Here is a 12,817-nt window from a genome sequence, read left to right on the forward strand (position 1 = left end):
CCGTCAGGGCAGCGGCCGGTCCGAGGGCACCACCAGATAGCTGGGGCGCTTCGGATCGAGGAGCACGTGCTGCGGGCGGAACTGCGTCTCCGAGGTCACGGGGCCGACGGTGATCGCCTTGATCATGTTGAGCGCGAAGACGTCCACCCGCAGGCGATGCCCCGGCTTGAGGATCGCGCTCGTCGCATGCGTCGCGATGTCGAGTTCGACCACCTGCCCCGGCTTGACCAACTCGCGCTCCGCGATGTCGAGCTCGTAGTAGGGCGAGGAGTAGTCGCCGGCGGCGGTGCGCATGCTCCGCTCCTCGTCGATCTGGCGCAGCGAGGTGGTCAGCTGCCCGGAGCTGATGACCTCGGAGCGGCCGTCCGGCGAGACGTCGGTGACCATGACGTTCCAGTACGCGTCCTTGGCGTCCTGGGTGGTGGTCAGGTGCAGGTTGATCGGCCCGGACACGACGGTCGGCTTGGAGACCGGCTTGGAGCTGAACGTGAGGCCGTTCATCTCCGCGACGCGGTTGTCGGCGGTGCAGCCCTGGAAGACGAGCAGGCCGAACATGGCCTGGCCGGTGTCGTTGGAGCACAGGGTCGACAGGCCGGGCCCGACGGTGCGCCGCGCCGCGATCTTCGGGGGCGCCGTCTGCAGGCTGTTATCGCTCAGCGAGCCCGGCGCCGACCCCGAGGACAGGCTCGAGAGGTACATCCGCTGGTACTTCTGGCCGGGTTCCGGGAAGGTCTCGCCCTGCCACCAGCCGCCGCCCTTGCGGTGCACGGTGACCGGCGCGTAGTTGTCGATGCCGTTGTCGACGTCCTTGAGCCACTTGTCGAACCACGCCTTCTGCAGCACGTCGGCGCGGGGCGGCTGGTTCACGCCGCCCATGTCGTGGGTGACCGTCACGTGGTAGGAGTCGCCCATGATGAGCTTCTTCTTGCTCGGCGGGAGGCTGCTCAGCTCGGTGGGCAGGCGCCACTCGGTGTTGGTGAACAGGTCGTGCCAGCCGCCGAGCGCGAAGGTGGGCGTGGTGACCTTGTCGAGCGGCGTGCGGTAGGCCTGCCGCAGCGGCGAGTTCTTGTCGATCAGTTCCTTGGTCTTCGGGTCCAGCTGCTCGACGGTGGGCGCGAAGATGCCCGAGAGCAGCTGCGGCACGAAGACGGCGGGGTTCTGGAGGCGGTCGCGCAGCCACGTCCAGTCGAAGGTCCCGTTGAGCATCGAGCGCACGTCGGGCACGAACTTGAGGATGTTCACCAGGGCCAGCCACGGGCCGAGGAAGCCCAGGCCGAGGCCGCCGCCGGGAGCGATGATGTCGGTCGCGAGGTCGGCGCCCGGCACGACCGGGAACAGCGCCTGCAGGCCCTTCGGGTTGCGTGCGGCCACCTGCAGCTGGTTGATGCCGGAGTACGAGACGCCCGTCATGCCCATGCGGCCGTTGGTCCACGGCTGGTTCCGCACCCAGTCGAGCACCTCGACGGTGTCGAGCTGCTCGCGCTCGGCGAAGACCTGCCACACGCCCTGCGAGTTGCCGGTGCCGCGCACGTCGACGACAACCTGCGTGTAGCCGTTCTGCACGAGCTTGCGGTCGACGCCGGTGAAGGAGTTCGCCATGCCGCCGTTGAGGACGTCGCGCAGGTCGTTGACGCCCGCGATGGGAGTGCCGGCGAAGTTGAACAGGTTGAGCACGCCGACCAGCGCGTCGGAGAGCACGGGCGTGTTCACGGCGACCTGCGCGAGCGCGCTCACGAACTTCGTGTACGGCGTCATGTTGACGACCGTCGGGGTCTTGGTGGTGATCGCGCGTCCCGCGGCATCGGCGGGCCGGAACACGTTCGCCTTGAGGACGGTGCCGTCCGACATGCGGATCGGAACATCCCAGTCCACGGTCATGTTCGGGTACTGGGTGGGAGCGTCGTGCGAGGCGATCCATTCAGGATTGATCATGCCCGCAACACCGGAGCCGGGCTTCCAGGGATCGGCGCTCGCACGCGGCGCGAGTCCGGGTACGGCGATCAGGGATCCGATCAGCACGAGAGCCGTGAGCAGGGCGGCCAGCGTCAGCCGCAGGTGCGGACGGGTCAACCTCATGGAAAGAATCCCCTCTTACTTCTCAGCGTCGCATCAGGGTAACCGCGATTGCGGTTTACGTCACACGGAACGCTAACGATGTGCGAGCTCATAGGGAATACTGACGAGTAAGTCCTCTCACACTGTGGGACGCGAAGTGCGGACTGGCAGGATGGAACGGTGACCACCTCCCCCGCTCTGGACCTCAGCCACGTCGACACCGGCATCCGTGTGCAGGACGATCTGTTCGGGCACGTCAACGGCACCTGGCTGGACTCGCACGAGATCCCCGCCGACCGTTCCACCGACGGCGCCTTCTACGCCCTCCGCGACGCCGCGGAGGCGACGGTGCGCACGATCATCGAGGACTGCGCCGCGCGCACCGATGCGACGGGGGACGCCGCGCGGATCGGCGATCTCTACGCGGGCTTCATGGACACCGCGGCCATCGCCGCGGCCGGGCTCACCCCGCTGGCCGACGAGCTCACCGAGGTCCGCTGGGCGGGCACGCAGGAGGAGCTGACCACCGTCCTCGGCCGCCTGCAGCGCACGGGTGTGAGCGGCCTCGTCGGCTACTACGTCGACACCGACGCCAAGCGCTCCGACCGGTACCTGGTCAACCTGGTGCAGAGCGGCATCTCCCTGCCCGACGAGGCCTACTACCGCGAGGAGCAGTACGCGCCGATCCGGGAGAAGTTCACGGCCCACGTCGCCGCCACCTTCCGCCTCGCCGCGGAGGTGCTCGAGGGCATCGTCGCCCCCGGCGAGGAGGAGGCCGCGGCCGCGCAGGTCCTCGAGCTGGAGACGGCGATCGCCGCCGGCCACTGGGACGTCGTGGCGCGCCGCGACGCGGACAAGGGCTACAACCTGCGCACCTTCGCGCAACTCTCCGACGAGGCGCCGGGCCTCGCACCGGCCGCCTGGGTCGCCGCCGTCACCGGCGCGCCGGACAGCGCCGCGTTCGCCGAGGTCAACGTCCGCCAGCCCTCGTTCGTCGCGCACGCGGCGAACCTGCTGGCCGACCGCCCGCTCGCGCAGTGGCGCATCTGGCTCGCCTGGCGGGTCCTGCACGCGCGCAGCCCCTTCCTGACCGACGCGCTGGTCGACGAGCACTTCGCCTTCTACGGCACGACCCTCACCGGGACGCCCGAGATCCGCGACCGGTGGAAGCGCGGCGTCACGCTCGTCGAGCAGTACCTGGGCTTCGCCGTGGGTGAGCTCTACACCGCGCAGCACTTCCCCGCCGAGTCCAAGGAGCGGATGCAGGCCCTGGTCGCCGACCTTGTCGAGGCCTACCGCCGCCGGATCACCGACCTGCCCTGGATGACGCCGGCCACCCGCGAGCGCGCGCTGGAGAAGCTGGGCAAGTTCACCCCGAAGATCGGCTACCCGGACGTCTCCCGCGACTACTCGGCACTGGAGATCCGCCGCGACGACCTCGTCGGCAACCTGCGCCGCGGCGAGGCCTTCGAGCACGACCGCGAGTTCGCGAAGATCGGCGCCCCCGTCGACCGCGACGAGTGGTTCATGACGCCGCAGACGGTGAACGCCTACTACAACCCGGGCATGAACGAGATCGTCTTCCCCGCCGCGATCCTGCAGCCGCCGTTCTTCTCCCCCACGGCCGACGACGCGGTGAACTACGGCGGCATCGGCGCCGTGATCGGGCACGAGATCGGCCACGGCTTCGACGATCAGGGCGCCAAGTACGACGGTGACGGCAACCTCGAGGACTGGTGGACCGACGCCGACCGCGCGGAGTTCGGCAAGCGCACCACGGCGCTCATCGAGCAGTACGACGCGCTCGTGCCGCGGGAGCTGGCCGGCGAGCCCGGCGGCTCCGAGCACCACGTCAACGGCGGCTTCACCGTCGGCGAGAACATCGGCGACCTGGGCGGCCTCGGCATCGCCCTGGTGGCCTACGCGATCGCGCGGGAGCGGGACGGCGGCACCGTCGACGACGAGTCGACCCGCATCGACGGCCTCACCGGCCTGCAGCGGCTGTTCTTCAGCTGGGGCGTCGTCTGGCGCGGCAAGTCGCGTCCCGAGGAGGCGATCCGGCGGCTCGCGATCGACCCGCACTCGCCCGCCGAATTCCGTTGCAACGCCATCGTCTCGAATCTCGACGAGTTCTACACGGCCTTCGAGGTCGGTGCCGGGGATCGCCTGTTTTTGGACCCCGACCGCCGTGTCTCGATATGGTGATCACCGATCAGTAACAACGAGGAACGTCCCGTCCAGTAACCGGCGGATACCCATGTTGGGATCCCGTGTCGATTCGGCACGGAGAACGGGTGGCCGTGCATTCACGCAAACAGTCCAGTGAACAACTCCCCTCGGTCCTCGGCGTCGTCCACGAGGCGCCCGAGGTCCCACTCGAGGAATTGACCCTCGGGGAGAGGATGGGTGAGATCGCGCGGATTCTGCGGGAACAGTCCGCGGACTCCGAATCGCTGCTGACCGCCGCAACCCAGTTCGCGGTCGACCAGGTGCCCGGCGCCGACTTCGCGTCCGTCACCCTCGTCGACCCCAAGGGCGGCATCTCGCACCCCGTCGTGATCGGCGAGGAGGCGCAGCGCGTCGCCGACGTGCAGCGCGACCTCGAGGAGGGCCCCAGCGTGGGCGCGACCTTCGAGTCGACCACCATCCTCCTGCTGGAGGACACGACCACCGACGATCGCTGGCCCCGCTTCGCCGCCGCCGCGCACGCCGCCGGCGTGGGCTCGATCCTCTCGTTCTGCCTCTACGTGCAGAACGACGCCTACGGCACCCTCGACCTGATGGCCCGCGAGCCGAACGCCTTCGACGCCGAGTCCATCTCCATCGGCTCGCTCTACGCCGTGCACGCGGCCGTCGCCTTCTCCGCGGTGCGCGAGAAGGAACAGATCCGGGCGGCGCTCACCACGCGCGACGTGATCGGCCAGGCCAAGGGCATGATCATGGAGCGCTACAAGCTCGATTCCGACGCCGCCTTCCGCCTCCTCGCCCGCCTGTCCCAGGACAGCAACGTCCGTCTGGCCGAGGTCGCCGAGCAGGTCATCGAGGCCGGCCCGGAGTGAGCCCGACGGTCCGCCGTCGCGGACCGTCGTCCCCTTTCCACCGCACGCGCGGCGTGGTCCCGGAGACCACGCCGCGCGTGCGTTCGTGTGCGTACCGCCTCCGCTCGACCCCAGCGGATCCCGCTCGCCGACGCGATCTCGGAATCTTCGTGACCGGATCCGACTCTCGGAGCGCAATACAGCGGCATCTATGGTTGTCTATGTTTTGCCGGCGAGGCGCGGAACAGACTGGACCTCGGCGTCGGCAGACGTCTTACGAGAAGAGGAAGATCATGACCACCAACCCCACGAACGATCCGCTGGAAGCGGGCCGGTCGCTCGCCGGCGACATCCGGGGCTTCGCCGCCGAGGTCGGCAAGCGTTCCTGGCAGGCCGCCATCGCCATCGGCGCCGTCGCCGCGATCCTCGGCATCGTGCTGCTGGCCTGGCCGCAGCCGACCCTGCACGTCGTCGCGATCCTGTTCGCGCTCTACCTGCTCATCACCGGCGTCCTGCAGGTCGTCGCCACGTTCGGCGTGCTCTCCTCGCAGAGCTTCTGGTGGCGCCTGCTCACCTTCGTCTCCGGTGCCGTCTCCATCGTGCTGGCCGTCGTCGCCTTCCGCGACGTCGTCGAGTCGCTGGTGCTGCTGGCGATCTGGATCGGTGTGGGCTGGGTCTTCCGCGGCGTCGCCGGCCTGTCGGTGTACACCAGCTTCCCGAAGGGCACGCCCGGCAAGGTCTGGGGCATCATCCTCGCGATCCTGTCCGTGGTCGCCGGCGCCTTCGTCGTCATCTACCCGTACGACTCGATCCCGTCGCTGGTGCTGGCCACCGGCATCGTGCTGATCGCGCTCGGCCTGGTGGAGATCTTCCACGGCATCCAGATCCGCTCCACGATCAACCGCCTGCACCCGCAGGTCTGATCCCGCACGACGAAAGGGCCGGCACCGTCTTCGCGACGGTGCCGGCCCTTTCGTCTGTCCGGTGGCCTACGGCCTGCGGCGAGTCCTACTCGTAGGTCTCGCCGGCCTCGGCCTTGGCGACCAGCGAGGCGGGCGGAGTGAACTGCTCGCCGTACTTGCCGGCCAGGAACTTCGCCTGCTCGACGAAGGCCTTCGGGCCGGTGAGGCCCTCGGCGGGCGTGCCCGGGCGGCCCTCGTAGCCGTTGATGTACTGCAGCACACCACCGGTCCACGCGGGGAAGCCGATGCCGAAGATCGAGCCGATGTTGGCGTCGGCGACGGAGTCCATGACGCCCTCGTCGAAGCAGCGCACGGTCTCGATCGACTCGATGAAGAGCATGCGCTCCTGCAGCTCGGCGAAGTCCGGCTTGCTCGAGCCCGACTTGAACTGCTCCTGGAAGCCCTTCGACAGGCCGGTGCGCTTGCCGTCGGCGTAGTCGTAGAAGCCCGCGCCGTCCTTCTTGGACGGGCGGCCGTTCTCGACCATCCAGTCGACCACGGCGAAGGCGCCGTGCTCGGGGACCGGCTTGCCCTCGGCCTCGAGCGCGGTGGCCGTGGCCAGGCGGATCTTCTGCATGAGGGTGAGCGTGAGCTCATCCGCCAGCTGCAGCGGCGCGGCCGGGTAGCCGGCCTGCTGGCCCGCCTGCTCCAGGTACACCGGGTCGACGCCCTCGGCGATGGCCGCGAGGGCCTCGTTGATGAACGTGCCGATCACGCGGGAGGTGAAGAAGCCGCGGCTGTCGTGCACAACGATCGGGGTCTTCTTGATCTGCAGCGTGTAGTCGATGACCTTGGCCAGCACCGCATCCGAGGTCTTGGCGCCGCGGATGATCTCCACCAGCGGCATCTTGTCGACCGGCGAGAAGAAGTGGATGCCGATGAAGTCCTCCTGGCGCTTCACACCCTCCGCGAGGATGGTGATCGGCAGGGTGGAGGTGTTGGAGCCGAGGATGGCGTCGGGCTCGACGATGTCCTCGATCTCCTGGAAGACCTTGTTCTTCACCTCGACCGACTCGAACGCCGCCTCGATCACGAGATCGACGCCCGCGAAGTCCTGCGGGTCGACGGTCGGCGTGATCCGCGCGAGCAGCTCGTCGGACTTCTCCTGCGTGGTGCGGCCCTTGGCCAGAGCCTTCGCCTCGAGCTGCTCCGAGTAGGCCTTGCCGCGCTTGGCGGCGTCGAGATCGATGTCCTTGAGGACGACCTCGATGCCGGCCTTGGCGGAGACGTACGCGATGGCCGCGCCCATCATGCCGGCGCCGATGACGCCGACCTTCTTGGCGGTGTACTTGTCGTAGCCCTCGGGGCGCGAGCCGCCGCCGTTGATGTGCTGCAGGTCGAAGAAGAACGCCTTGATCATGTTCTTCGACACCTGGCCGGTGGCCAGCTTGGTGAAGTAGCGCGACTCGATCTCGAGCGCGGTGTCGAAGTCGACGTAGGTGCCCTCGAACGCGGCGGCCATGATGGCCTCCGGCGCCGGCATCGGCGCACCCTTGAGCTGCTTGCGCAGGTTGGCCGGGAAGGCCGGGGCGTTGGGGGCCAGCGTCTTGTCGATCGGGGAACCGCCGGGGATGCGGTGGCCCTTGACGTCCCAGGGCTGCACGCCGCCCTCGGGGTTGGCCTTGATCCACGCCTTGGCGGCGGGGAGCAGCTCGTCGACGGTGCCGACGACCTCGTTCACGAGGCCCGTCTTCTGCGCCTTGGTCGGGTTCATCTGGGTGCCCTGGAGCAGCACGCCCATGAGCGCGCCCTGCAGGCCGAGCATCCGGACGGTGCGGGTCACGCCGCCGCCGCCGGGGAGCAGGCCGAGGCTGACCTCGGGGAGGCCGATCTTGCTGCCCTTGACGTCCGCCGCGATGCGGTGGTTGGCGGCGAGGGCGATCTCGAGGCCGCCGCCGAGCGCGGCGCCGTTGATGGCGGCCACGACGGGCTTGGGCAGCTTCTCCAGGCGCCGGAGATCCTTCTTGATCTCCTGGACGTTGTCGAAGACCTGCTGCGCGTCGGCCTTGGTGGCCTTGCGGATCTCGGTCAGGTTGCCGCCGGCGAAGAAGGTCTTCTTCGCGGAGGTGATGACGACGCCGGTGATCGAGTCGGCCTCGGCCTCGAGGCGGTCGACGGTGGCGCGCATCGACGTGCCGTACAGCTCGTTCATGGTGTTCGCGGAGCTGGTCGGATCGTCCATCGTCAGTACGACGATGCCGTCGGCGTCCTGCTCCCAGCGGATCATGTTGTCAGACATGTGTTCTTGTCTCTCCTGTTGTTCCGGTGGGCGTCAGACGCGCTCGATGATGGTGGCCGAGCCCATGCCGCCGGCGATGCACAGCGTGATGAGGCCGTAGCGGCCGCCCGTGCGCTCCAGCTCGTCGAGCACGGTGCCCACCAGCATGGCGCCGGTGGCGCCGAGGGGGTGGCCCAGCGCGATGGCGCCGCCGTTGACGTTGACCTGCTCGCGGTCGAGCTTGAAGTCCTTCATCCACTTGAGGACGACCGAGGCGAAGGCCTCGTTCAGCTCCCACACGTCGATGTCGTCCTTGGTCAGGCCGGCCTTGGCGAGGACCTTCTCGGTGGCCGGCGTGGGGCCGGTCAGCATGATCGTGGGGTCGGCACCCGTCGACGCGGTGGCGACGATGCGGCCGCGCGGGGTCAGGCCGGCCTTCTTGCCGCCGGCCTCGTTGCCCACCAGGACCAGCGCGGCACCGTCGACGATGCCCGAGCTGTTGCCACCGGTGTGGACGTGGTCGATCTTCTCGACCGTGTTGTAGCGCTGCAGCGCGACGGCGTCGAAGCCGCCCATCTCACCGACGACGGTGAATGCGGGGCGCAGCTTGCCGAGGTCCGCGGCGGTGGTGCCGGGGCGACGGTGCTCGTCGTTGTCGAGCACGACGAGGCCGTTCTGGTCCTTGACCGGCACGACGGACTTGGCGAAACGACCCTCGTCCCACGCCTTCGCAGCGAGGTCCTGCGACTGCGCGGAGTACTGGTCGACGTCCTCGCGGGAGAAACCCTCGATGGTGGCGATCAGGTCGGCACCGATGCCCTGGGGCGCGATGTAGTTGTCGTAGCTGTACTGCGGGTCGTAGAACAGCGCGCCGAAGTCGGAGCCCATGGGCACGCGGGACATCGACTCCACGCCACCGGCGAGGACGAGGTCGTCACCGAGGGCCGAGCCGACCTTCTGCGCCGCCATGTTGGCGGCCTCGAGGCCCGAGGCGCAGAAGCGGTTGATCTGCACACCCGCGACGGTGTCCGGCAGGCCGGCCACGATGGAGGCGGTGCGGGCGATGTCGGCGCCCTGCTCACCGACGGGGGAGACCACGCCGAGCACGATGTCGTCGATGGCCGCCGGATCGAGGTTCTCGTTGCGGTCCTTGATCTCGTCGATCAGGCCGACCACGAGGTCGGTGGGCTTGATCGCGGTCAGCGAGCCGTTCTTGAGCTTGCCACGGGGCGTACGGATCGCCTCGTAGATGAATGCGTCAGACACTTGGTCTTCCCGTCCTTTCGAAGAAGGTGTTTCCAGCCTCCGCGGATGCCACGAAGCCCGTCACTCCTACAGGCTAACCGTCTGTAGCTTAAATCGCTAGATCGCCTGGTAGAACTTCATACGGAAGCCATCTGATGGGCTATTGTGACGTTAATCATGGGAACAGCACCACGCACCTCGGGCACCCGCCTGCGCCCCGCCGAGCGGCGTCGACAACTCGTCGACGCCGCCACCGCGTTGTTCCTCGAGCAGGGCTACGGCAAGGTCTCCGTCTCCGACATCGCGCGCGCCGCGGGGATCAGCGGCCCCAGCGTCTATCGGCACTTCCCGGACAAGGAGGCCATCCTCGCGGCCGCCATGCGCTCCGCGGTCGACGAGATGGGCGAGACCACCGCCCGCGTGCTCGCCCGCCCCGGCGCCAGCTTCGACGACCTCGCCTCGGCGGTCTTCGCCATGGCGGTCTCCCGGCCCGGCCCGCTCGCCCTGTGGCGCTGGAACCGCCGCCACCTGACCGCCGAGCAAGCGCGCGAGATGATCGCCGGCAGCGAGTCGGTGCTCGGCTCGTGGACCGAGGTACTGCGGCGCGATCACCCCGAGCTCACCGACGACGACGCCCGCGTGCTCACCTGGGCCGTGCTCGCGGTCGGCGGCTCCGTGCCGCCCAGCCGCGGCCGGATCGGGATCCGCCGCTACCGCGCCGATCTGGAGACGATCGCCCACCGCGTGCTGCGCGCGGCCCCGTCGACCGCGCCGGAACTACCGGCGCCCCCGGCCCGTCGCGCGCCGGTGGTCCGCAGCGACGAGATCCTCGACGCCGCCTCGGAACTCTTCTTCTCCCGCGGCTACAGCACCGTGAGCATGGACGACATCGGTGCGGCCGTGGGTATGTCGGGCCCCAGCGTGTACGGGCACTTCCCGTCGAAGGGGTCGATCCTGGTGGGCATCGTCGCGCGGGCGCGTGCCGCGCTGGAGATCGGCGTCGTCGGCGCGTCCGGGCTGTCCGACGGTGCCCCCCTCGCGGAGCTGCGGTCGCTGGTCCGGTCCTACGCCGCGAACCTGGTCAGCTCCACCGACCTGGCCGTGGCGTTCACCGTCGGGCGCGAGGTGGTCATCGAATCCGGCGGCGAGGCCCTGCTCGCCGCGCAGCGGGACTACGTCGCGCGGTGGGTGGCGCTGCTCGCCGCCGGCTCCGACATCGATCCCGCCGGCGCCCGCATCGCCGTCGGCGCCGCCATGACGATCGCCAACGATTTCGCCCGCACCCGTCGCCTGCGCCGCCGCCCCCGCTTCCACGACGAGCTCGTCCACCTCGTCGACGCCGCCCTGGGACTCTGAGCCCCACCGATCTTCGGTGCGTGTCGTCGACGACACGCCGCGGCACCACCGCACGAACGCACCGAAGATCGCGCCGGCCGGAACCGACCGAGTGGCCGGTGCGTCCAATCCACATGGGACGCAGAACGTCGGAGTTGGCGGCCACCGAGACGGCGCATCGGATCCGCACCGAGTACCAGCAGGTCCTCCGCGGCATCCACCTGCCGATCCAGGACGAGGTCACCTTCGCCGAGCGGCGGCGGGCGGTGATGCAGGTGTATCCGGCAGCCGTGTTCTGCGGATGGACCGCCGCCCGGATGCACGCGGTGCCGTACGCCGACGAGGACCGCCCCCTCGAGCTGTGGTTGCCGGAGCACCGTCGGCGCGATGGCCTGGTGATCCGACGGTGCGCGATGCCCCCGTCGGACATCTTGCGGCGCAGGGAGTTCGCGCTGACGAGCGAGGTGCGCACCGCGATCGATCTGGCCCGGTTCGTCGAGGGCGACGAAGCGATCGCCGCCGTCGATCAATGCGTCCGGACCGACCGCTTCGGCCGGCACGTCACCTCCGTCGACGAGATGGAGCGGTACCTCTCGTCGCACCCCCGACTGCACCGCTCCAGCCGGGTGCGCAGGGTCCTGGCCGAGGTCGACGGTCGCGCGGAGTCACCCCAGGAGACGCACGTCCGGCTGCTCCTCCATCGCGCGGGCCTGACGGTGTTCGTTCCCCAGGTGAAGATCGCCCGCGGTCGCTACCGCGTGGACCTCGGCGCCGAGGAGTTCCGGGTCGCGGTCGAGTACGACGGTGGCCACCACCGCAATCGCGATCAGCACCGCGCGGACATCGCGCGGTGGAACCGCCTCCAGTACGACCACGGCTGGACCGTCGTTCTGGCGAACGCCTGGTCGCTGGCAGGCGGCCGCGACGAGCTCCTGCGGCAGGCTCGCGCCGCTCTCCGCGACCGCGGCTGGACACCCCGATGATCTTCGGTGCGTGTCGTCGACGACACGCCGACGCCCGACCACAGGAACGCACCGAAGATCAGCAGTGCACTCAGTCCCGCCGAGCGCGCAGCCGTCGCAGCATCCGCGCATCGGAGAACCCGACGGCGTGCGCCGCGGACTCGACCGTCGCGCCCTGTTCGATCAGGATCTCCGCGTGCTCCACCCGCACCGCCTGTTGATACCGGAGCGGTGTGGTTCCCAGTTCCGCACCGAATGACCTGGACAGGGTGCGCGGGCTGACGCCGACGGCCGCGGCGAGTTCGCGCAGCGGGATCGATTCGGAGTACCGGCCGTCGATCAGATCGAGGGCTCGATGCACAGCGTCGTTGACATGACCCCGGTGTCGCAGCATCACCGAATGCTGTGAGGCCTGCCCGTTCCGCCGGGCGTAGACCACCATCGCTCGGGAGACCGACGCGGCGACGGCGGGACCGTGGCGATCGACGAGCAGGGCCAGGGTCGCATCGATGCCGCTCGCGATACCGGCCGAGGTGCGAAGACCTCCGTCGGTCACGTGCAGGACGTCACGCACCACCGTGGCGGCCGGAACGCGTCTCGCGAGCTGATCGCAGAGCGCGTGGTGCGTGGTGCACCGGCGACCGTCGAGCAAGCCCGCCGCACCGAGCGCGAAAGCGCCCGCGCACACGGACATCACGGTGCCACCGGCGGCGTGATGTGCCGCGATCCACCGCAGGGTCACGGCGGTGAGCGGGACCGCACCGGTATCGGTGCGCCAACCCGGAATCACCACGGCGTCGTTCGAGCGCAGCGCAGGAAGTGCGGTCTCAGCCATCAGTGTCAGGCCCTGGTGACTGGTCACCTGCGGCTCCTCCCCCACGTACCGCAGGTGGTACTCGTACCCGAGGTCGGTGGCCGCGGCGAACGCCTGAGCGGGCCCCGCCACATCCAGCAGGTGCACGCCGGGAACGAGGAGGACCGCGACCGTCGTCGGATTCACGC

The 12,817-nt window shown here is 69.3% G+C and carries 9 protein-coding genes; 5 read left to right on the plus strand and 4 right to left on the minus strand.

What is annotated here, in order from left to right; genetic code table 11:
- Positions 1 to 3: 3 nt before the first annotated feature.
- Positions 4 to 2,076 carry a CocE/NonD family hydrolase gene (locus BLQ62_RS21965; RefSeq protein ID WP_068530845.1) on the minus strand — a complete coding sequence of 691 codons (2,073 nt, stop codon included), beginning with the start codon at positions 2,074 to 2,076 and terminating at the stop codon, positions 4 to 6.
- Between the two features lie 159 nt (positions 2,077 to 2,235).
- Here BLQ62_RS21965 and BLQ62_RS21970 point away from each other — a divergent pair, with 159 nt between their 5' ends.
- The 3 genes from BLQ62_RS21970 to BLQ62_RS21980 all read left to right on the plus strand — a co-directional run bounded on the left by BLQ62_RS21970 (position 2,236) and on the right by BLQ62_RS21980 (position 6,016).
- Entirely contained in the window at positions 2,236 to 4,260 is a 2,025-nt protein-coding gene (locus BLQ62_RS21970; RefSeq protein WP_068563986.1) for a M13 family metallopeptidase, read from the plus strand.
- Between the two features lie 95 nt (positions 4,261 to 4,355).
- Positions 4,356 to 5,114, plus strand: a complete 759-nt coding sequence (locus BLQ62_RS21975; RefSeq protein ID WP_331711101.1) for a GAF and ANTAR domain-containing protein — start codon at positions 4,356 to 4,358, stop codon at positions 5,112 to 5,114.
- Between the two features lie 272 nt (positions 5,115 to 5,386).
- The gene (locus BLQ62_RS21980) at positions 5,387 to 6,016 is read left to right on the plus strand and encodes an HdeD family acid-resistance protein (RefSeq protein WP_068563984.1); all 630 of its coding nucleotides are present in this window, start codon (positions 5,387 to 5,389) and stop codon (positions 6,014 to 6,016) included.
- Positions 6,017 to 6,101: 85 nt separating this feature from the next.
- Here BLQ62_RS21980 and BLQ62_RS21985 read toward each other — a convergent pair whose 3' ends face one another.
- Together BLQ62_RS21985 and BLQ62_RS21990 are read right to left on the minus strand one after the other, a co-directional pair.
- Positions 6,102 to 8,294, minus strand: coding sequence for a 3-hydroxyacyl-CoA dehydrogenase NAD-binding domain-containing protein (locus BLQ62_RS21985; RefSeq protein ID WP_068563983.1), 2,193 nt, complete (start codon positions 8,292 to 8,294; stop codon positions 6,102 to 6,104).
- A gap of 33 nt (positions 8,295 to 8,327) precedes the next feature.
- Positions 8,328 to 9,539 carry an acetyl-CoA C-acetyltransferase gene (locus BLQ62_RS21990; protein ID WP_068563981.1) on the minus strand — a complete coding sequence of 404 codons (1,212 nt, stop codon included), beginning with the start codon at positions 9,537 to 9,539 and terminating at the stop codon, positions 8,328 to 8,330.
- 156 nt (positions 9,540 to 9,695) lie between these two features.
- Between BLQ62_RS21990 and BLQ62_RS21995 the strand changes: the two genes are divergently transcribed.
- Complete coding sequence (locus tag BLQ62_RS21995; RefSeq protein ID WP_068530829.1) at positions 9,696 to 10,874, plus strand: TetR/AcrR family transcriptional regulator; 1,179 nt, start codon at positions 9,696 to 9,698, stop codon at positions 10,872 to 10,874.
- 113 nt (positions 10,875 to 10,987) lie between these two features.
- Positions 10,988 to 11,836, plus strand: coding sequence for an endonuclease domain-containing protein (locus BLQ62_RS22000; RefSeq protein WP_139184286.1), 849 nt, complete (start codon positions 10,988 to 10,990; stop codon positions 11,834 to 11,836).
- Positions 11,837 to 11,906: 70 nt separating this feature from the next.
- Here the strand turns inward: BLQ62_RS22000 and BLQ62_RS22005 are convergent, their stop codons facing one another.
- The gene (locus BLQ62_RS22005) at positions 11,907 to 12,815 is read right to left on the minus strand and encodes a GlxA family transcriptional regulator (RefSeq protein ID WP_068563975.1); all 909 of its coding nucleotides are present in this window, start codon (positions 12,813 to 12,815) and stop codon (positions 11,907 to 11,909) included.
- Positions 12,816 to 12,817 lie beyond the last annotated feature (2 nt).

The organism is Tsukamurella pulmonis, assembly GCF_900103175.1.
In the GTDB taxonomy this organism is placed as follows: Bacteria; Actinomycetota; Actinomycetes; order Mycobacteriales; family Mycobacteriaceae; genus Tsukamurella; species Tsukamurella pulmonis.